Consider the following 18,897-nt stretch of genomic DNA (forward strand, 5'->3'; position numbering starts at 1 on the left):
ACGTCTCATCCCGACAGACCTGGAAACCGTCAGATCGCCGGACGCCCAAGCCGCATCAAACCACGGCCAGCCCTCAGGTACAGGGAACCGTATCACCGAACCCGCGCGGCGCCTGAGCGAAGCCCATGTCCGCATCACGGAGTGATCGACCGGAAATGGGATGAGGCACGGTTGCGAGCGACTTTGTCGTAGGGCGTCGCGGTGCGTCGGCCCCTGTCCGGATTCACGGCTTCGATCGGAGCAGGCGATCCTCGTCCTCCATGAGAAACCTGCGGCGCTCCGCTTCCTGCCCGGCGTAGCGGGCGATGTTCTCGCGGGTGACGAGGATGTGGGGCGTTTCCACGACGCGCGGGACGGTGCCCCCGACCGAGAGGCGCTTGGCGACGTCGAGGCCGATCTCGCCGATCATCGTGGGGAAGATGTCGACCGTCCCGGTCAGCTCGCCGGCCGCGATGGAGGCATAGGCCATGGCGGTACCGTCCGTGCCGAAGACGCGGATGCGCTCGAGCGCGCCCGCGGCCTTCACGGCCTCCACGACGCCCAGCGCCATGGTGTCGTTGTTGCAATAGATCCCGATCAGGTCGGGCGTCCCCGCGATGATCGCGCCGGCCGCATCCAGCGCCAGGCGCCGGTCCCACTGCCCGGAGACGCTCGCCACCACCGAGAAGGTCTTCACCTGCCCCAGGGTATCGCGGAACCCGGCCGAGCGATGGATGGTGGAGAAGACTCCGGGCTGGCCCTCGATGACCGCGACCTTGCCCCCCCTGGGATAGTGCGCGATGAACCACCGGGCCACCGCGACGCCGAGGTCGCGGTTGATCGGCCCCACGAAGTGCCGGACGCTGTCGACCACCGCTCCGTCCACGTCGACCACCGGCACCCCGGCCGCGATCGCCTCGTCGATGGCCGGCTGCAGGTTGAAGGTCGAGATCGGCGAGATCATCAGCGCCCTGTAGCGGTTGCCGATCATCGACTGCATCAGCGCGAGCTGGCGCGTCTGGTCGGTCTCGTCGCGGGCGGCCTGGATATCGAGCTTCACCCCGTCGACCAGGGCACGCTGGCGATAGCCGGCGGCCATCAGGCGCCAGTACTCGTTGGCGGGCGTCTTCAGGATGACGCCGAACCGCTCGCCGCGCACGTCGGGCGCGGGCCCGAGTTCGTCGACGATACGGCTCCACCGGATCCGGCTCGGATCGGTGTCCGGATTGAAGCGAGGCTGCTGGGCGAAGGCGCCGGCCAGATGAAGCCAGAACAGAACAGCCGCCAGTCCGAGCCGTGCCATCATCGTCCTTCCCCGAGGGCGACGTCGCAGTCGCAGCGGCCCGGTGGATCCACCGACCCTCCGGTCTTGACGCCGTCCGCCACGCGACCGACGGGGCCGAGTCGCGACGATCGGCGGTGCCAAAACCGCGACAGGCTGCACCGAACCGCCCTGTGGCGATAGCCTAGCGTGATTGCGCTTCGTGGTGGAAGGTTAATCGACGAGGCGGGGGCGACCACGCGCCTGCCTTTAAATTCGGGCCGACAGATCATCGCCAGTATCTCATGGATCGATGTCGGCCTATTTCCGTCGATATTCTCCTTTTATCACCGCTTTATACAAAATATTTAACACCCATTAGCGGATTTCTATTCAAGAGCGAACAGAAACAGGAAAACAACCCATCGTATTTTCCACTTGTTCACTTCGGCTGCCACGGGTCCCCCCCTCCACGGCTCTCGAGCTTGCCCGAGAGCTGCACCCTCGAGTGCCCGAGGCGGTCGGGCCCGACTTGGGTGCGGGAAGGAGGCAGGGAGGTGGGGATGCCTGGTCGACCCGGCTGCCGAGGCCGGCGGAACCACGCCGACCCCTCCCCCTCCCCGCAAGGGCGACGGGACGCGTTTCACCGGCCCCATCGAGCGGGCGACGTCTCGTACGGAGGCCATTTGATGGCTTCGCCATGCGGATGGCGGTCATCCTCAGGCGCGGCGCGGGCGCCGTGATACGGCTGCCGCTGGCATCGGGCGGAAACCGGATCAGGTCTCGGCGACGATTCTCCCGACGTGTCGCTTGGCTCGCGCCGGTCGGATCGAGCCGGTCCGACGCTCCGGACGTCCTGCGGACAGGCGGGCGGGGCCGGCAGCCTCAGGCCGCCGCCACCATCGACATCGTCCGAATGATCTCCGCGACCTCGCTCACCGGCTGCGGCCGGCTGAAGAGGTAGCCTTGCAGCTCCTGGCATCCGGCCTGGCAGAGGAGGGTCTTCTGCTCCACCGTCTCGACGCCCTCGGCCACCACGTCCATCCGCAGGGACTGGCCCAGACGGATGACAGCCTTGACGATGGCGAGGCCGTCCTCGCTCTCGACCACGTCGCGGATGAAGCTGCGGTCGATTTTGATCTTGTCGAAGGGAAACCGGCGCAGGTAGCTCAGCGACGAGAATCCGGTTCCGAAATCGTCCATGGCGATGCGTACCCCGAGGGCACGCAGGGCGTGGAGGGTCGCCAGGGTGGCGTCGGAATCCTGCATCATCAACGATTCGGTGATCTCGAGATCGAGCCGCGTCGGCGGCAGTCCCGACCGGCGCAGGGCGCCTTCGACGTCGGCGACGAGATCGCGGTACTGGAACTGCAGGGGCGAGAGGTTGACGGCGACCTTGACGCCTACCGGCCAGGCGACGGCGTCGCGGCAGGCCTGTTCGAGGACCCAGCGGCCGATGTCCGGGATCAGTCCGGCCTCCTCCGCCAGGGGGATGAAGTCGCCGGGCGGCACCACGCCCCGCTCGGGATGGTGCCAGCGCAGCAGCGCCTCGAAGGCGACCACGGCGCCGGATCGCGCGTTCACCAGCGGCTGGTAGTGCAGCAGGAACTGACCGTCCGCGATGGCGACGCGCAGGTCGAGTTCCATCGTGCGCCGGCCCTGCACGCGGGCTTCCATCTCGGGTGCGAAGAACCGGTAGGTGCCGCGGCCCTCGCCCTTGGCGGCATAAAGGGCGAGGTCGGCGTTCTTGAGGAGTTCGTCGGGGGTCTCGCTCCCGTCCACGGTCTGGGCGATGCCGATGCTGACGCCGATGGCGATGTGGTGGCCCTCGATATGGACGGGCTGGCTCAGGGTCGCGATGATCCGTTCGGCCAGCGCGCCGGCGTCCGCCCCCGGCGCATCGCCCCCCAGGACCACGGCGAACTCGTCGCCGCCGAGCCGGATCACCATGCCGGCGTCGCCGGTGGTCCCGACGAGCCGTGTCGCGGTCTCGCGCAGGAGCGCGTCCCCGACGGGATGGCCGAGGGTGTCGTTCACCGACTTGAAGCGGTCGAGGTCGAGGCACAGGACCGAGACCCGGGCGGAATGCCGGACGGCGGCGACCTCAGATTGGAGGTGCTCGCGAAACAGGATGCGGTTGGGCAGCCCGGTCAGGGCATCGTGGCGGACCATCCGGTGCAGGCGGGCTTCGGTGCGCTGGCGCTCGGTGATGTCGTCGTAGGTGACGACGCGGCCGCCGCCGGCCATCGCCTCCTGCGAGACCTCGATGGTGCGTCCGTCCGCGAGCCGGCAATGATACGTGCCCGATCCCGCCTCGGGCCGGTGCGAGGTGGCCCGGCGCTCGGGCAACGCCGCCGCGAGGCTCGCCAGCACGTCCTCGCCATCGAACATCTCCGAGAAGCGGCGGTTCTGGACTAGGAGCCGGTCGTCGCCGTCGTACATGCGCAGGCCAAGGGTCATGTGGTCGAGGGCGGTCTCGAACCGGGCGTTCTGCGAGGCGATCTCGACGTCGTGGCTCGAGGCCTGCTGGGCCATCAGCATTTCGATGAAGCCGATCTTCTCGGCGATGCTGCGCTGCATGGTGGCGAGCGCGGTGAGCAGCAGCCCGGTTTCGTCCGATCTGGCGCCGTCGATGCGGTTGTCGAGCTTGCCCCCGGCGATGGCGGTGGCGATCCCCACCGCCTGGCGGATCGAGGGAACGATCGCCCGGCTCAGCAGCAGGGTGATGAGGAAGGCCGCCACGATCGACCCGGCCATGGCGACGAAGGTCTTCAGGCGGGTCTCCGCCACCAGGGCCTCGGCGGATTGCCGGAGCCGGAAGCCGTCGCTGGCGTAGACCCCGACCGCGCTGTCGAAGGTCCGCTCGATGGCCTCGAAGTCGCGGCGCCCGGGCGATGCCCCGGAGTCCCGCAAGGTCGCCTGAAGCTCGGACACCGCGGCCTGGAGTTGCCGGGCGAGGGCCGCCCCGCGTTCGGACATCGCCCGTTCGCGGGCGACGTCCAGCGCGTCGAGGGTCGATTGCAGTTGGTCGACGAACACCGCCGTGTTGGTCCCGCCCACCGCGATCTCGCGCGAGATGCCGAGGATGATCGCCTGCGCAGAGCGCAGGTAGCTCATCGACTGGAAGGCGTTGTCATAGATGCCGAGTGCGGCGGCGTTCAGCTTGGACTGGGAGTTCTGGGCGAGGAACCCGACGAAGATCGTCACCAGGGTGAGGCTGATGCAGCCGAAAAAGATCTTTGTCCGGATCGACATGATCCACGCTGTCGTCACACTCTCGACTCCATCCGTTCCGCGCTCTGACGCACCGTCCACTCGCGACGCCAGGCCTCATCGTGCCCACCGTCGGTTCGCGTCCGCGGACGCACAGGTCCACCCACCGACCCTCAGTTCGCCAAGGAAGCCGATCGCGGATCCGGCCGGCGCGCACGCGAAACCCGTATCGTACCCCTAAGGTTGCAATACAACTTCAAAGAGCGGAGGCCACGGCCGATGGCCATGGCCGGGCGAGGCCGGCCGTGATCGGGCCGGCGACGCGCTCGCCGCGCGGGACGAGGCAACGCGATCCGGCCCGACGAGACCTCGTGGGCCAAATACCTGCACGCCCTCCTCGAGGGCGGCAAGCCTCTCGCGGTTCATTTCAAGGGCGGGCAGGCGATTTTCGCGGCGCGGGCCGTCATCGGGCATCGGCGGCGGCGAGGCGGACCGCGTCGCGGTGGATGCGGTCGGCCATGGCGCGCACGCCGTTGGAGCGCTGCGGCGTCAGGTGCTCGGCCAGTCCCAGTTCCGTGTAGAGCGCGAAGGCGTCGGTGGCGGCGGCCTCCGACGGGGTCTTGCCGTCGAACAGCGCCACCATCAGCGCTACGAGCCCACGCACGATGTGGGCGTCGCTGTCGCCCCTCACCGACAGGCGGGGTGGCGAGGCCGAACGATCGACCCCGAGGTCGAGCCAGACCTGGCTGGCGCAACCGTGGACCTTGTTGCCTTCGGTCTGCAGATCCTCGCCGCCCGGCGGCAGCGCCCGGCCGAGCTCGATCACGTAGCGATAGCGTTCTTCCCAATCCTCGATGAAGGCAAAATTCTCGACGATGGTCGCGATGGGGGGAAGCATGACGGGCGACACCGATTGTCGACGGGAACGGGGCCGGTCGCGCCGGCGTCCCGGCGCATATAGGCGGCATCGTCGGCGAGGCGAACCCCGTTGCGATGAGGCCCGGCGCCTCAGGCCCTTCCGAAGCGTCTCGGCAGGTTCACGATGGCCGCTTTTGCGAAAGCTGCCTAGTCCGGCACGATCCGGGTAAGCACCTCCGGCAATTGCAGCTCCAGCGGCTCGTCCGGGCCGACCGGGCCGCGCACCGCGATCTCGGCCTGGGCGGCATAGGCGGCGATCAGCCGTGGCCCCAGGTTCGGCACGGCTCCGGCCGCACTCCCGCCCGCGCCGTTGCGCGAGGCGATGGAGAGGCGCACCGGCGCGCCGGCCGCCGCATCGATGCGGATCGTGATGGCGCAGGCCACCGAATCGGCGGTGGTGTCGAGGCATTCGGCCACGACTTCGGCCACGATCATGCCCAGGGCGTTGGCGGTGCGCGGCTCCACCAACGTGGTGCCCGTCCCGTCGATGGTGACGCCGATGCGCCCGGCCCGCCGCAACTGCCCGAGCCCGGAGGCGAGGCGGTGGAGATAGTCGCGCAGGTCGATGGAGGCGATGTGGGGGGCCTCGTGCAGGTGCTGCTGCACCAGGGCGATCGCCCTCACCCGCTGCCCGAGGGCCTCGAAGCTGCCGCGGCAGGCGGGCGGGGCGGCGCGGCCGTAGAGGCCGATCAGGCTCACCATCACCTGCAGGTTGTTGCGCACCCGGTGGTAGACCTCCGCCAGGAGCGTCTCCTTCTCGACCAGGGCCGCTTCCGCATGCGCCTCGGCGTTCTTGCGGTCGGTGATGTCGAAGCAGGTCCCGAGGTAGCCGGCGAAATGTCCGTCGTGCTCGATCGGCCGGGCGGTGTCGAGGAGCCAGCGATAGGCGCCGTCGTGGCGGCGCAGGCGGAACTCGGCGGTGAACGATTCCCGCAGGGTGAAGGCCTCTGCCACGAGGGCGAGGAAGGCCGGCGCGTCGTCGGGGTGGATATTGCGCCGCCAGCCGTGCCCGGCCTCGTCCTCGGCGGAGCGCCCGGTGAACCGTAGCCAGCTTTCGTTGTGATGGACGGCACGGCCCTCCGTGTCCGAGCGCCACATCATCAACGGCACGTCGTTCGCGAATTGCCGGAAGGCGTCACCCACAAGGCTCTCCGAGGCCATGCCGGTCGCCGATGTGTCCGCACTCATTCTCAATCCGATCCGCCCGTCGCATGCCGCCCGTGTTCAGAGACTCCCGACGGCGGTTCAACGTGTCCCGGATGGCGCCGTTCCAGGCCCGCGCCGGTGACGGACACGGCACAGGTTCCAGGGCGGCGGGCGGTCCGTCGCGGTGGGATGTCCCCACCGGGACGGGGCTGGTTCGCGGGGAGGGTCATGGGCGAGCGCCAGTGGTTCCGACTCCGGGTCGCCGGGCGCCGATCGAAGGCGTCGCCGACCCCGTTTCGGGCGCCTACCTCGCCCAGGTGCCCGCCGTGCGCAACCCCGGGGTCGTGGGCGACGCCTATCCGAGGGCGCCGGCGATGGCGGTGACGATGCGCGGATCGTTGGGCTCGACGAAGGAGGGATAGGCGCCGAGGATGTCGCCGTCGCGGCCGATCAGATATTTGTGGAAGTTCCAGTTGGGGACCGTGCCCGGCTTCTCGGCCGCCGCCCAGCGATAGAACGGATGCGCCTTGGGTCCCCGCACATGGGTCTTCGACACGACGGGGAAGGTGACGCCGTGGTTGGCGCGGGCGGCCTCCGCGATGGCCATCCCGTCCAGGGGCTCCTGGTTGCCGAAATCGGGCGAGGGCACCGCGATGACGGTGAGCCCCCTGTCGCCGAACCGGGTCCACAGGGTCTGGAGACCCGAGAACTGCCCGGCATAGCCGCAGGAGGTGGCGGTGTTGACGATCAGGATCGGCTTGCCGGCGTGAGCCGACAGGGGGAGCGTGCCGCCCTCCGGCCTGTCGAAGCCGAAGCTGGCGGCGGTCTCCCCGGCCGCGCGGACGGGGCCGGCGGCGAGGCAAAAGCCGAGGAGGAGGAGCGCCTGGCGGCGGGGAATCGACGGCGAGGAGAACGACGCTGAGGACGACATGGACGCTCCATAGCTGGCAAAGCCGGCGGCCGTTGCCGCCACGGCATCGACCAGCAAGATAGGCCATCGGGGCGGAGCCGCCATCGTAGCGTCGCCGCAGGGGGAACCTTTCCGACGGGGTCGGCTTGTGCGTGAGCCATTCACGAACAACGGGATCAGACACACGCCATGCGCAACCTGCTGCTGGGAACGACCCTCCTCGTCGCGAGCACGACGCTGGCCCTCGGCCAGGCGCCCACTGCGCAGGCCCCGGCGCCGGCCGCCCCCGCGACGCTCGCCAACGACCTGCGTCCCACCTTCGTCGCCCAGGCCGCGACGGACAGGGTGACCTCGAAGCTGATCGGCCTGACGATCCAGAACGGCGCCAACGAGACCATCGGAGAGATCGCCGACATCGTCCTCGACGAGTCGAGCACGATCAAGGCCTGGATCGTGGGCGTCGGCGGCTTCCTCGGCATCGGCACGAAGTACGTCGCCATCGACCCGAGCGCCCTCAAGCTCACGCGCGTCGACGACAAGACGATGAAGGCGTCCATCGAGACGACGAAGGACCAGATCCGCGCGGCACCGGAATACATCTATCTCGGCGCCGCCAAACCGAACGAGGCCAAGCCCGCGGCTAGCGACGTCAAGCCCACGGCCGGCGACGGCAAGCCCGTGACGACCGACGCCAAGCCGGCCGCCGCCGACATGCCCGCCACCACCGAGACCAAGCCCAACTGACAAGCCGATCGACATGGGATGCGGGGCGAATCGGGGTGACCCGCACCGCCCCGCGAGTCCGCATGTGTCTGCCGACCGTCCCTCGGGCGGCCCGAATCGGCCCGACACCGTCAGTAAGGTTCAGTCCCGACTGGCCAAGGCTTCGCGCACGGTGGACGCCACAGCGTCCGCCCGCGGATCGGGGGCCACGAACATCGCGCGCGGGGCGATTCCCGCGGCTTCGCACCACACCGTGTCGGTGAGGTCGCTGGCGAAGACGATGCGCAGGTCCGGCCGCAGGGCGCGTGCCTCGACGGCGAGCTTGGCCGAGCAGAGCTCGCCCTGAAGCGTCACGTCGGTGACGAGGACGTCGACGGGAAGGCCAAGCGCCAGGACGGTCATCGCGTCGACGCCGCAGTCGACCGTGGTCGCGGTGTAGCCCGCCCGCCTGATCTGGCAGGCGACCTCGTCGCGCCAGTGCTTCTGCCGTCCCGCGATCAGGACCTGGACCCCGTAGGCGCCGCCCTGGTTGCCAGAGGCCGGCCGGGAAATGGTTCGCGGCGAAACGGATCTCGGCATGGAAACGTCCCGGGCGTTCTGCGACATCCGCGTGCTCGTCACCTCGTTCGCGTTGCGTTGCAGCATGCTACGTCACGATGCATTCATGAGACAAGCCTGCGAGGCGCCGCGAAACGGAACCCGCATGGTGAATTCTTGAGCAGCCTCCCGCGTTCCACCGGTTGACGCGCGAACCCGAGGCGGGGCAACTCCGGCCGCGCCAGCCACCGCCAGAATCGCCGCGTGGCGAACAGCCGGAGTCGCTCCACGATGTCGTCAGGCAAAGCCGTTCCCGTCTCGCCCCTGGCCCCCGAGACGATCCCCGACCTGCCGGCCCTCGACGGCGTCGGGATCGCCACGGCGCAGGCCGGCATCCGTTATGCCGGGCGCACCGACGTGCTCTACCTCTCGCTGGCCGAGGGCACGCAGGCGGCGGGCGTCTTCACCCGCTCGAAATGCCCCTCGGCACCGGTGGACTGGTGCCGCGCCGCCCTCGAGAGCCCCGGCGCCCGCGCCCTGGTGGTCAACTCGGGCAACGCCAACGCCTTCACCGGCGCCCTCGGCCGCGATGCGGTGGTGCTCACCGCCGCCATCGCCGCGCGCGCCGCCGGCTGCCGGCCCGAGGACGTGTTCATCGCCTCCACCGGCGTCATCGGAGAGCCGTTGGACGCCACCAAGTTCGAGGGCGTGCTGGCCGATTGCGCCGGCCGCACCGAGGCCGGCTCTGCCGCCTGGGCGGCGGCGGCGCAGGCGATCATGACCACCGACACCTTCCCCAAGCTCGCCACCCGCCGCGCCGAGATCGACGGGGTCAGCGTTACCATCAACGGCATCGCCAAGGGGGCGGGCATGATCGCCCCCGACATGGCGACGATGCTCGCCTTCGCCTTCACCGACGCGGCGCTGCCGCAGGCGGTGCTGCAGGCGCTGCTCTCGGCCGGTACCGCCAGGAGCTTCAATTGCGTCACGGTGGACGGCGACACCTCCACCTCCGACACGCTGATGCTGTTCGCCACCGCCAAAGCCGGCAACCCGGCGGTCGCTGATGCCGCCGACCCGCGCCTGTCCGGCTTCAAGGCGGCCCTCGACGACCTCCTCATCGAGCTCGCCCAGCTCGTGGCCAAGGACGGCGAGGGCGCGCGCAAGTTCGTCACCGTCGAGGTCGGCGGTGCCGCGGACGACGCCTCCGCCCACCGGATCGCGATGTCGATCGCCAACTCGCCCCTGGTCAAGACCGCCATCGCCGGCGAGGACGCCAACTGGGGCCGGGTCGTCATGGCGGTGGGCAAGGCCGGCGAGCCGGCCGACCGCGACCGGCTCTCGATCTGGTTCGGCGACATCCGCGTCGCCCACCAGGGCGCGCGCGATCCGGCCTACAGCGAGGAGGCCGCCAGCGCGGTGATGCAGGAGCCCGACGTGACCGTGCGGGTCGACATCGGCCTGGGCGACGGCACGGCCCGCGTGTGGACCTGCGACCTCACCTCCGGCTACATCGCCATCAACGGGGACTACCGGTCGTGAGCGTCTTCGTGAGCGTCGTGGCATGAGGCTCCTCCTCGTCGTCGCGGTGGCCCTCGTCGACACGGACGGCCGGGTGCTGCTGGCGCAGCGCCCGCCGGGCAAGCAGCTCGCCGGGCTCTGGGAGTTCCCCGGCGGCAAGGTCGAGGCCAACGAGCGGCCGGAGGACACGCTGATCCGCGAACTGTCCGAAGAGCTCGGGATCACGGTCGCCGAGCCGTGCCTGGCGCCGCTGACCTTCGCGAGCCACGCCTATCCCGATTTCCACCTGCTGATGCCGCTCTACGTCTGCCGGCGCTGGGAGGGTACGCCCGCCCCCCTCGAAGGCCAGGCCCTGGCCTGGGTGCGCCCGCGCGACCTCCGGGACAAGCCGATGCCCCCGGCCGACGCGCCGCTGATCCCGTTCTTGGTGGATCTGCTGGGACCGTAAGGTGAGGACGACCGCCGAGTGCCACGGCAGGGTGCCGCGCATCAAACAGGTGCCGACGAACGGTGGCGCCCCCATCGTGACCGCCTTCCTCGACCGTCGTCGGAGACGCCTCCCGTGAAGTCGCGGTACGATGCGGAGACGGACGCGCTGTCCGTGCGCTTCGCCGACGCTCCCGTCGTGGAGAGCGAGGAAGTGCGGCCAGGCCTCGTGCTGGATTTCGACGCCACCGGGCGGATCGTGGCCGTCGAGATCCTCGACGCGTCGGAGCATTTCACGGCAGCTTGAAGGCCGTTCCGCTCTGCGATGAGGCAATCGATCCGGTCTCAGGGAAAGACGTAGAGCATCGCCTCATCGACATCCGATTGACTGCTTCGCAATGCGGATTTCGGCTTCGCTCAGGCGCCGCCCGGGCTTGGTGAGGCGGTTCCCGCTCGATTCAAGCGGGAACCGCCTCACCCCCTCGCGACCTCCTCGATGGCGTCGACCCGGCTGGGATAGAAGGCGAGGTGGTCCTTGATCGCGGCGACCTCCGCCTTGGGGTCCTCGTAGCTCCAGACCACGTCGGACCGGAGCGTGCCGTCGACGGTCACCGCGTAGTAGCTGGCGTCGCCCTTGTGGGGGCAGTGGGTGCGGGTGGCGGTCCTGGTGAACAGCTCCCAGCGCACGTCGGCCCGCGGGATGTAGAGCACCGGGCTCGACCGGCCCTCCGCCAGCCGCAGGGCGGCGTCCGATTCCGCCAGGACGATACCGCCGAGGGTGACGCGGACGCGGCTCGGGTTCGGGGCGATGCTGATGGCGCTCATGGCTCTCTCGACGGGTCGGTGACGGGGATGTGTTCGGTGGTGCCGAGCGCGTCGGCGAGGCGGGTGCGGGCGCTGCCGGGCCTGAGCGGCTTCTGCTGGCTGTCGTGCGGGGCCCATCCCGAGACCCAGACGATCTCGAAGCTCGCCCGCAGCCGCCCGTCCGCATCCGCGAACCGCTCGGCGTAGAGGGCGGCTGCGCGCAGGAGGGTGGCGCGGCGCAGCGGCGTGCGGCGGCGCTCGGTGAGGGCGTTGGTCATCCCCATCGCCCTCAGGTCGCGCATCAGGGCGAAGGGATCGGCGTAGCGAACGGTGACGAGGTCGGCATCGGTGACGGGAAGGGCAAAGCCCGCCCGCTGCAGCAACCCGCCGATTGCGCGCACGTCGGCGAAGGGCGCCACCCGCGGGCTGACCCCGCCTTCGAGCTCGGCCTCGGCCTCGCCGAAGACCTGGCGCAGCTCGGTGAGGCTGCGCCCGCCCAGGAGGCAGCCGACGAAGAGCCCGTCCGGCTTCAGGGCCCGGCGCAGCTGCACCAGCGCGCCGGGCAGGTCGTTGACCTGATGCAGGGCCAGAAGCGACACCGCGAGGTCGAAGCGGCCGGGCGCCAGCGGCAGCGCCTCGGGGTCGCCCACCGCCGCGAGGTCGCCCGAACCGTCCGCGACCGGGGCGATCCGCACCACCGTCCCGGCCCGGCCGGAGGCACGCAGCCGCACCGCGGCGGCGGGGGTCGGCGTGGCGAGGTCCACCGCGAGGTCGAAGCGGCGCAGCACCGCGCCGAGCCGGTCGTCGAGATCCTCCGCCGCGCGGTCCACGAGGAAGCCGGCATAGCCCCCGCGGTGCGCGCGGATCAGGCGAGCGCGGATCAACGCGGTGTCGAACAGGGGCGGCGGAACGGACATGATCCCCTCACATGGAGCGGCGGCGGCGGGCGGCCAGCCTCGCCGCGGTGGCGATACCACCAGGAACGTTCATACGAACGACGGCGTTCTTTCATCCGTCGATCCAGAAGTGGGACATCGTCACATGACATCCACGATCATCAGACACACGGTCCTGGGGTTTGCCATGGTCCTCGCCGTCCTCGGCGCCGCGCCGGAGGCACAGGCCAAGGGCTGCATCAAGGGCGCCATCGTCGGTGGCGTCGCCGGCCACATGGCTGGCCACGGCGTGATGGGTGCCGTCGCCGGCTGCGCCGTCGGCCGCCACCAGGCCAACAAGCAGGACAAGCAGACCACCACGCGCTGACCGAGCGCGACCCGCCCCGGCGGAACTCGCTCCCGCCGGGGCGCCGGCTTGCCAATGCATGCGTGCCGGGTAGGATCGCGGTCGTGCCGCGGACGAGCCTCGATGCCCACCGCCCTCCGTCATCTGCGTTCGGGCCTCGCGACCGCCTGGACCGCGACCCTCGGCATCGTCTATCCGCCGACCTGCGTCGGTTGCGGCGGCGCCACCGCCGATCCCCACGCCCTGTGCCCGTCGTGCTGGTCTCGGCTGCGGCTGATCGAGGAGCCGGTCTGCCCGCGCCTGGGCACGCCCTTCCCCGTGGATCTCGGCGTCGGCCCTCTCCTGTCGCCGCGGGCCATCGCCGACCCGCCGGTGTTCGACCGGGCGCGGGCGGTGGCGATCCACGACGACGTCGCCCGCCGGCTCGTCCACCGCCTGAAGTACGAGGACCGCCTCGACCTCGCCGCCGCCATGGCCGGCATGATGGCGCGGGCGGGCGCGCAGCTGCTGGCGGAGGCCGACGCGGTCGTGCCGGTGCCGCTCCATCGCCTGCGCCTGTGGCGGCGGCGCTTCAACCAGGCCGCCCTCCTCGCGCGTCCGTTGGCGCGTCGGCACGGGCTCGCCTACGATCCCGCCTGCCTCGCCCGCGTCCGTGCGACCCGCTCGCAGGTCGGCCTGAGCCGCACGGCGCGGGCGGCCAACCTCCAGGGGGCCTTCGCGGTCCCCAAGGACGCCAGGGCCCGGCTCCAGGGCCGGAGAATCCTCCTGATCGACGACGTCAGCACCACCGGCGCCACCGCCAATGCCGCCGCCCGCGCCCTGATCCGCGGCGGGGCGGAGGCGGTCGACCTCCTCACCTTCGCCCTGGTTCCGGGCGGGGCCGACTAGAGATCGTCGCAAGCTCGCAGAGACACCCGAGAAACATCGGCGTGGTCGATGGGGGGTGCCAGCGGACGACCGGGCTCGCGCGTTCCACGTGGAACACCCGTCCGGCCACCGGCAGGGCCGGAACCGCCGGGGACCGCACCGCGATGGAACGGAGGACGCCATGGCCCGTCTCGTGAGCCGCATCCTCGGGGCGGGTGCCGAGGGAACGCGAGCGATCGGCTCGCGGCCCCGCAGCGTCGGCGCCCAGCTCGCCCTGCTCGTGGTGCTGACGGTGGTCGTCACGCATGTGCTCATCGCGGCGGCCTTCTTCCTGATGGGGCCGGCGAGCTTTGCCGGGGGCGACACCCCGGGCGGCAACACCAACCGGTTCGCCGTCATCCTGCGCATGATCGAGGCGACGCCCGAGGACAGGCGGCGGGCGATCTTCACCCTCGCCAAAGAGGTCGAGCCGGCCCTCGCCCTGACCTGGGAAGAGAGGACGGGGGAGGACGATCCGGCGGCGCAAGCGTCGCCGGCCTCGACGAACCATCCGCAGGGGCCGCGGCTGCTGCAGATCCTGGGACCGGGCTATCGCCTCGTGCCGATGCCGTGGCGCGCCGGCGACGGCACCGAGGCCGGGCGCGTGGCGGTCGTCACCCCCGCCGGCCTGCACATCTCGGCCACCCTGCCCTTCCGCCTGGGGCCGCTGCCGACGCGATGGGGGCCGGTACTGGGCACGACCATCTTCCTCGCGATCATGCTGGTGGTGCTGTCGCTCTGGGCGGCCCGCGCCCTGGCGGCTCCCCTCAGGCGGCTGGCGGAGGCCGCCGAGGCCTTCGGCAACGTCGACGATTCCACCCCCCTGCCCGAGCGCGGGCCGGCGGAGGTGCTCACCGTCTCGCGGGCGCTCGGGCGGATGCGCGACCGCGTCAAGCGGCTCATCGACGACCGCACCCGGATGCTCGCCGCCATCAGCCACGACCTGCGGACCCCGATCACCCGGATGCGCCTGCGCGCGGAGTTCATCGAGGACGACCACGCCCGCGCCATGACCCTGCGCGACCTCGACCAGATGAACGCGCTGGTGGAGGCCGCCCTCTCCTACGTGCGCGACGGCCGCACCGACGAGCGCATGGGCACCCTCGACCTCGCCGCCCTGGTCCAGACCGTCTGCGACGGTTTCGCGGACGTGGGCGCCGACGTCGAGGCCGAGACCCTGCGCCACGTCCTCGTCAACGGCCGCTCGGACGACCTCTGCCGGGCGCTCACCAACCTCGTCGACAACGCCGTCAAGTACGGCGGGCGGGTGCGGGTGGGGATGTCGGCGACGGCGACGGGGGCGAGCGTATCGATCGCCGACGAGGGGCCGGGCATCCCGCCCGAGGAGCATGCGGCGATGCTGCGTCCCTTCGTGCGCGGCGACCGGGCGCGCAACCTCGACGGCACGCCCGGCTTCGGGCTCGGCCTGTCGATCGCGGTCGCGATCGCGGAGGCGCACGGTGGCAGCCTCGACCTGTCCGCCCGCGCGCCGCACGGCCTCGTGGCCACCCTCCACCTGCCGCGGGCCGGCGGGATGGCGCGGGTGGCCGAAGCGCCCTCCCCCCGGGTCGGCGAGGCGGCGGCGGCCGGGGCGTGAACCGGGCCCGGGCACGGTCCAGCCCCGCACAAGCGTCTCGCCCTATCCCGGCTGCGATCTTGAACGTCCCACCAGGGAGACAGCAGCCTTGAGCGTCCTCGTCGGCCTCGTCATCGCGATCGGTTCCATGCTCGGCGGCTTCGTCGCCATGGGCGGCCACCTGATCGTCATCTGGCAACCCTGGGAATACGTCATCATCTGCGGCATGGCCGCGGGCACCTTCGTCATCGCCAACCCGATGAAGACGGTGGTGGATTCCGGGCGCGCCTCCCTGGAGGCCCTCACCGGCAAGGTGCCCAAGCGCAAGGACTACCTCGCCCTGCTCGGGCTCCTGCACGCGCTGATGCGCGAGCTCAAGAACAAGCCCCGCAACGAAGTCGAGCCCCACCTCGACGACCCCGCCAATTCCGAGCTGTTCAAGGCCTATCCCGACGTCGCCAAGAACACCGACCTCGTGATGTTCATCTGCGACTACGCCCGCCTGATCCTGATCGGCAACGCCCGCTCCCACGAGATCGAGGCCCTGATGGACGAGGAGATCGGCAGCCAGCGCCGCGACGCGCTCAAGCCCTACGGCGCCATCACCACCGTGGCCGAGGCGCTGCCGGCGCTCGGCATCGTCGCGGCGGTGCTCGGCATCGTGAAGGCCATGGGGGCGCTGGACCAGTCGCCGCAGATCCTCGGCGGCCTCATCGGCGCGGCGCTGGTGGGCACCTTCGTCGGCATCTTCCTGTCCTACGGCATGCTCGCGCCCTTCGCGATCAAGGTGAAGACCACCCGCGAGAAGCAGGGCCGCGTCTACGTCATCGTCAAGCAGAGCCTGCTCGCCTACATGAACGGCGCCGTGCCGCAGATCGCGGTGGAGCACGGCCGCAAGGGCATCTCGTCGGGCGACCGGCCCACCATCGACGAGGTCGAGAACGCGACCGTCACCGGCGGAGCCCAGCGGGAGGCCGCATGACCGATCGACCGACCATCGAGCCGGGGCGCATCGACCTCAAGACCCGCCTCAAGGAGGCGGGCGACCTCTCCCTCGAACGGCTGCCGATGCTGGCGGTGGTGTTCGACCGCCTCACCAGCGCCTGCACCGACAACCTCAAGCACCTCGTCGCCTCCTCGGTGTTCTTCTCGTTCAGCGGCGTGCGCAGCGGCCCCTTCGGCGAGATGCTCGACGCCTACGAGGACAACGCGGTGGCGGGCATCTTCCACGCCGCCGAGTGGGACAGCCACATCCTGGTGGCCCTCGACCGCGACTTCATCTTCACGATGGTCGAGGCCCTGTTCGGCTCGGACGGCGGCGAACCGCCGGTGGAGGACGAGCGGCCGTTCTCGGCGATCGAACTGCGGCTGGCCAACCTCGTGTTCGAGCAGATCGGCAAGGCGCTGGAATCCTCGTTCTCCCTGGTCTCGGCCACGACCTTCCGCATGGAGCGCGCCGAGACCCGGATGGAGTTCGCGGTGATCGGCGGGCGCACCAACAAGGCCGTCGAGGCCAAGTTCATGATCCAGTCGCTCAACCGGGGCGGCGAGATGTGCGTGCTGTTTCCGCAATCGGTGCTCAACCCGATGCGGCCGAGCCTGTCCAAGGTCCTCACCGGCGAGTCCGCCGCCCGCGACCCGCACTGGACCCGGCAGATGGCGGCGGAGGTCCAGAAGGCGCAGGTCACCCTGCGGGCGGTGCTCGAGGAGCGCACCCTGACGCTGGGCGAGATCGCCGACCTCAAGGTCGGCCAGGTGATCGGCCTCGACGCCACCCCGAGCACGCGGGTGATGCTCGAGGGCAACGACAGGCCGCTGTTCTGGTGCCATATGGGGCAGGCGCAGGGGTCCTACGTCCTGCGCGTCGACGAGGCCATTGCGCAGGGAAAGGAAGCCACCGAAGATGACGCCGCTCGTTGACACCGTCCTGCTGCTGGCCCTGATCGCGACGAGCGCCTGCGTGGTGCCGATGTATCTCAAGCTCAAGCGCCTCGACCGGACGCAGGCCGAGTACGGCCGCATCTTCGCCCAGTCGGGCCAAGCGCTCCACAGCGCCGGCGAGGCGGTGCGCGGCTTCAGCACCGAGGGTCGCGAGATCCTCGAGGCGCTGACCGTGAAGATCGACGAGGCCCGCCGGACCCTGTCCGACCTCGAGGAGAGCCGCCGGCGCCTGACCTCGGAGGCCGCCACCTCCCGGGACGGCCACGCCCGCGGGGGCTAGACCCCTCCCGCGCCCCCTCCCGCGACCCCTCACCCGTCCCGCCTAGACCCCACACGACAACCCCCCAGAGCGGCCGATGACCGACAGCCCCTTCGACCGAGCCGGCACCGCCCCCCCGGGTGCAGCGCCGGCCTTCCCGAACATCCCGCCGGCCGCCACGGGCGAGCCGCGGGTCGGCGACGGCCGCAACCTCGATTCGATCCTGCGCATCCCGGTCCTGATCCAGGTGGTGCTCGGCTCGGCGACCATGCCGGTGGCCGACCTGATGAAGCTCGGCCGCGGCGCCATCGTCCCCCTCGACCACCGGGTCGGCGAGCCGGTGGACATCACCGTCAACGGCCGGGTCGTGGCCCGCGGCGAGATCGTGGTGGTGGAGGAGGACAATTCCCGCTTCGGCGTGTCGCTGACCGAGATCGTCGGCCCGGCCGACGCCGGCCAGAACGGCTGAGGCGGGACACGCGGCGATGGCCACTCTCCCCGCCAAGGTCGAAGCCGGCAGCAGCAAGGGCGGCCTGCGCCAGCTCAACGCGGTCGACGAGGTCGCGGCCCTGCTGCTGGCCATGGGCAAGCCGGCCGCGGGCCGCCTGCTCAAGTACTTCGAGCCCGACGAGATCCGCCTCATCACCCGCTCCGCGACCCAGCTCGGCGCGGTGAGCTCTGTGCAGATCGACAGCATCGTCGACACGTTCTCGGGCGAGTTCTCGGCCGGCGGCAGCCTGATCGGCACCCTGCAGGAGGTCGAGAAGCTCCTGACCGGGCTCCTGCCGGCCGACCAGCTCTCCGACATCCTGGCCGACCTGCGCGGCGACGTCACCCGCTCGGTCTGGGAGCGGATGTCGGGCGTGTCCGAGAGCGTGCTGGCGAGCTACCTCGTCAAGGAGCACCCGCAGACGGCGGCCCTCGTGCTGTCGCGGATCAAGCCGGCGGCGGCGGCCAAGGTGATGGCCCACCTGCCCGAGGCCCTGCGCAACACGATCATGCGCCGGATGCTCACCTTCAAGCCCGTGGTCGACGAGATCCGCCAGACCATCGAGAAGGCGCTGCTGGAGGATTTCCTCATCAACGGCTCGCGCAACTCCGGCGCCGACACCCACGCCAAGATGGCCGACATCATCAACAAGATGGAGCGCAACCAGATCGACGCCGTGCTCACGAGCCTCGGCGAGACGCAGCCCAAATCCGTGGAGATCCTCAAGGGCCTGCTCTTCACCTTCGACGACATCGCCCGCCTGGCGCCCCGCGCCCGCACGACGCTGTTCGACGTGGTGCCGAGCGACCGCCTGATCCTCGCCCTGAAGGGCACCGACGCGGAGTTCCGCACCGTGGTCCTCAGCGCGCTCTCCGCCCGCGTGCGCCGCATGGTCGAGCACGAGCTGAACGGCGGCGAGCCGGCCGCGCAGAAGGACGTGCTGGAGGCGCGCCGCAGCATCACCGACCTCGCCATGGAGATGGCCGGGCGCGGCGAGATCGAGATCAACGCGGGAGGCGAGGTTGAGGAGCTCGTCCGCTGAGGG

At 70.6% G+C, this 18,897-nt stretch carries 20 protein-coding genes; 12 read left to right on the top strand and 8 right to left on the bottom strand.

Going from position 1 to position 18,897, the window contains the following annotated elements; all coding sequences use genetic code 11:
* Window positions 1–223 precede the first annotated feature (223 nt).
* The 5 genes from ASG59_RS04420 to ASG59_RS04440 all read right to left on the bottom strand — a co-directional run bounded on the left by ASG59_RS04420 (window position 224) and on the right by ASG59_RS04440 (window position 7,448).
* On the bottom strand, window positions 224–1,285 hold the full coding sequence (locus ASG59_RS04420; protein WP_156399105.1) for a substrate-binding domain-containing protein: 1,062 nt from the start codon (window positions 1,283–1,285) through the stop codon (window positions 224–226).
* Between the two features lie 840 nt (window positions 1,286–2,125).
* The gene (locus ASG59_RS04425; protein WP_056407194.1) at window positions 2,126–4,495 is read right to left on the bottom strand and encodes an EAL domain-containing protein; all 2,370 of its coding nucleotides are present in this window, start codon (window positions 4,493–4,495) and stop codon (window positions 2,126–2,128) included.
* A gap of 421 nt (window positions 4,496–4,916) precedes the next feature.
* Entirely contained in the window at window positions 4,917–5,351 is a 435-nt protein-coding gene (locus ASG59_RS04430; RefSeq protein ID WP_056283336.1) for a SufE family protein, read from the bottom strand.
* Window positions 5,352–5,518: 167 nt separating this feature from the next.
* Window positions 5,519–6,559 carry a PAS domain S-box protein gene (locus tag ASG59_RS04435; RefSeq protein WP_056407196.1) on the bottom strand — a complete coding sequence of 347 codons (1,041 nt, stop codon included), beginning with the start codon at window positions 6,557–6,559 and terminating at the stop codon, window positions 5,519–5,521.
* 313 nt (window positions 6,560–6,872) lie between these two features.
* The gene (locus ASG59_RS04440; RefSeq protein ID WP_056407262.1) at window positions 6,873–7,448 is read right to left on the bottom strand and encodes a glutathione peroxidase; all 576 of its coding nucleotides are present in this window, start codon (window positions 7,446–7,448) and stop codon (window positions 6,873–6,875) included.
* A gap of 168 nt (window positions 7,449–7,616) precedes the next feature.
* Between ASG59_RS04440 and ASG59_RS04445 the strand changes: the two genes are divergently transcribed.
* Complete coding sequence (locus tag ASG59_RS04445) at window positions 7,617–8,171, top strand: PRC-barrel domain-containing protein (RefSeq protein WP_056407198.1); 555 nt, start codon at window positions 7,617–7,619, stop codon at window positions 8,169–8,171.
* A gap of 120 nt (window positions 8,172–8,291) precedes the next feature.
* Here ASG59_RS04445 and ASG59_RS04450 read toward each other — a convergent pair whose 3' ends face one another.
* The gene (locus ASG59_RS04450; protein WP_056407264.1) at window positions 8,292–8,729 is read right to left on the bottom strand and encodes a hypothetical protein; all 438 of its coding nucleotides are present in this window, start codon (window positions 8,727–8,729) and stop codon (window positions 8,292–8,294) included.
* Window positions 8,730–8,978: 249 nt separating this feature from the next.
* Here ASG59_RS04450 and argJ point away from each other — a divergent pair, with 249 nt between their 5' ends.
* From argJ to ASG59_RS19725, 3 genes are all read left to right on the top strand, one after another.
* Entirely contained in the window at window positions 8,979–10,229 is a 1,251-nt protein-coding gene (gene argJ, locus ASG59_RS04455) for a bifunctional glutamate N-acetyltransferase/amino-acid acetyltransferase ArgJ (protein WP_056407200.1), read from the top strand.
* 22 nt (window positions 10,230–10,251) lie between these two features.
* Entirely contained in the window at window positions 10,252–10,656 is a 405-nt protein-coding gene (locus ASG59_RS04460) for a (deoxy)nucleoside triphosphate pyrophosphohydrolase (RefSeq protein ID WP_055886943.1), read from the top strand.
* A 114-nt stretch (window positions 10,657–10,770) separates the two neighbouring features.
* Window positions 10,771–10,941, top strand: coding sequence for a DUF2283 domain-containing protein (locus ASG59_RS19725; RefSeq protein ID WP_082528614.1), 171 nt, complete (start codon window positions 10,771–10,773; stop codon window positions 10,939–10,941).
* A gap of 167 nt (window positions 10,942–11,108) precedes the next feature.
* Here ASG59_RS19725 and ASG59_RS04465 read toward each other — a convergent pair whose 3' ends face one another.
* Both ASG59_RS04465 and ASG59_RS04470 read right to left on the bottom strand, forming a co-directional pair.
* A complete protein-coding gene (locus ASG59_RS04465; RefSeq protein ID WP_056407202.1) occupies window positions 11,109–11,459 on the bottom strand; it encodes a DUF427 domain-containing protein in 351 nt (116 codons plus the stop codon).
* The gene (locus tag ASG59_RS04470; protein ID WP_055886949.1) at window positions 11,456–12,355 is read right to left on the bottom strand and encodes a methyltransferase domain-containing protein; all 900 of its coding nucleotides are present in this window, start codon (window positions 12,353–12,355) and stop codon (window positions 11,456–11,458) included. The genes ASG59_RS04465 and ASG59_RS04470 overlap by 4 nt, the downstream gene beginning before the upstream one ends.
* 124 nt (window positions 12,356–12,479) lie before the next feature.
* Here ASG59_RS04470 and ASG59_RS04475 point away from each other — a divergent pair, with 124 nt between their 5' ends.
* From ASG59_RS04475 to ASG59_RS04510, 8 genes are all read left to right on the top strand, one after another.
* Window positions 12,480–12,701: a hypothetical protein gene (locus tag ASG59_RS04475; RefSeq protein WP_056407204.1), complete on the top strand. Its 222-nt coding sequence runs from the start codon at window positions 12,480–12,482 to the stop codon at window positions 12,699–12,701.
* 102 nt (window positions 12,702–12,803) lie between these two features.
* The gene (locus ASG59_RS04480) at window positions 12,804–13,568 is read left to right on the top strand and encodes a ComF family protein (protein ID WP_056407207.1); all 765 of its coding nucleotides are present in this window, start codon (window positions 12,804–12,806) and stop codon (window positions 13,566–13,568) included.
* 160 nt (window positions 13,569–13,728) lie between these two features.
* Entirely contained in the window at window positions 13,729–15,183 is a 1,455-nt protein-coding gene (locus ASG59_RS04485; protein WP_082528615.1) for an ATP-binding protein, read from the top strand.
* 88 nt (window positions 15,184–15,271) lie between these two features.
* On the top strand, window positions 15,272–16,144 hold the full coding sequence (gene motA, locus ASG59_RS04490; protein ID WP_056283366.1) for a flagellar motor stator protein MotA: 873 nt from the start codon (window positions 15,272–15,274) through the stop codon (window positions 16,142–16,144).
* Window positions 16,141–17,082, top strand: a complete 942-nt coding sequence (locus tag ASG59_RS04495) for a FliM/FliN family flagellar motor switch protein (RefSeq protein ID WP_056283369.1) — start codon at window positions 16,141–16,143, stop codon at window positions 17,080–17,082. The genes motA and ASG59_RS04495 overlap by 4 nt, the downstream gene beginning before the upstream one ends.
* On the top strand, window positions 17,066–17,383 hold the full coding sequence (locus ASG59_RS04500; RefSeq protein ID WP_055886960.1) for a hypothetical protein: 318 nt from the start codon (window positions 17,066–17,068) through the stop codon (window positions 17,381–17,383). Before ASG59_RS04495 ends, ASG59_RS04500 begins: the two co-directional genes overlap by 17 nt.
* Before the next feature lie 76 nt (window positions 17,384–17,459).
* Window positions 17,460–17,831: a flagellar motor switch protein FliN gene (gene fliN / locus ASG59_RS04505; protein ID WP_055886962.1), complete on the top strand. Its 372-nt coding sequence runs from the start codon at window positions 17,460–17,462 to the stop codon at window positions 17,829–17,831.
* Between the two features lie 16 nt (window positions 17,832–17,847).
* Window positions 17,848–18,894, top strand: coding sequence for a flagellar motor switch protein FliG (locus ASG59_RS04510; protein WP_055886965.1), 1,047 nt, complete (start codon window positions 17,848–17,850; stop codon window positions 18,892–18,894).
* The last annotated feature ends 3 nt before the right edge of the window (window positions 18,895–18,897 follow it).

Source organism: Methylobacterium sp. Leaf466, assembly GCF_001425565.1.
Lineage (GTDB): Bacteria > Pseudomonadota > Alphaproteobacteria > Rhizobiales > Beijerinckiaceae > Methylobacterium.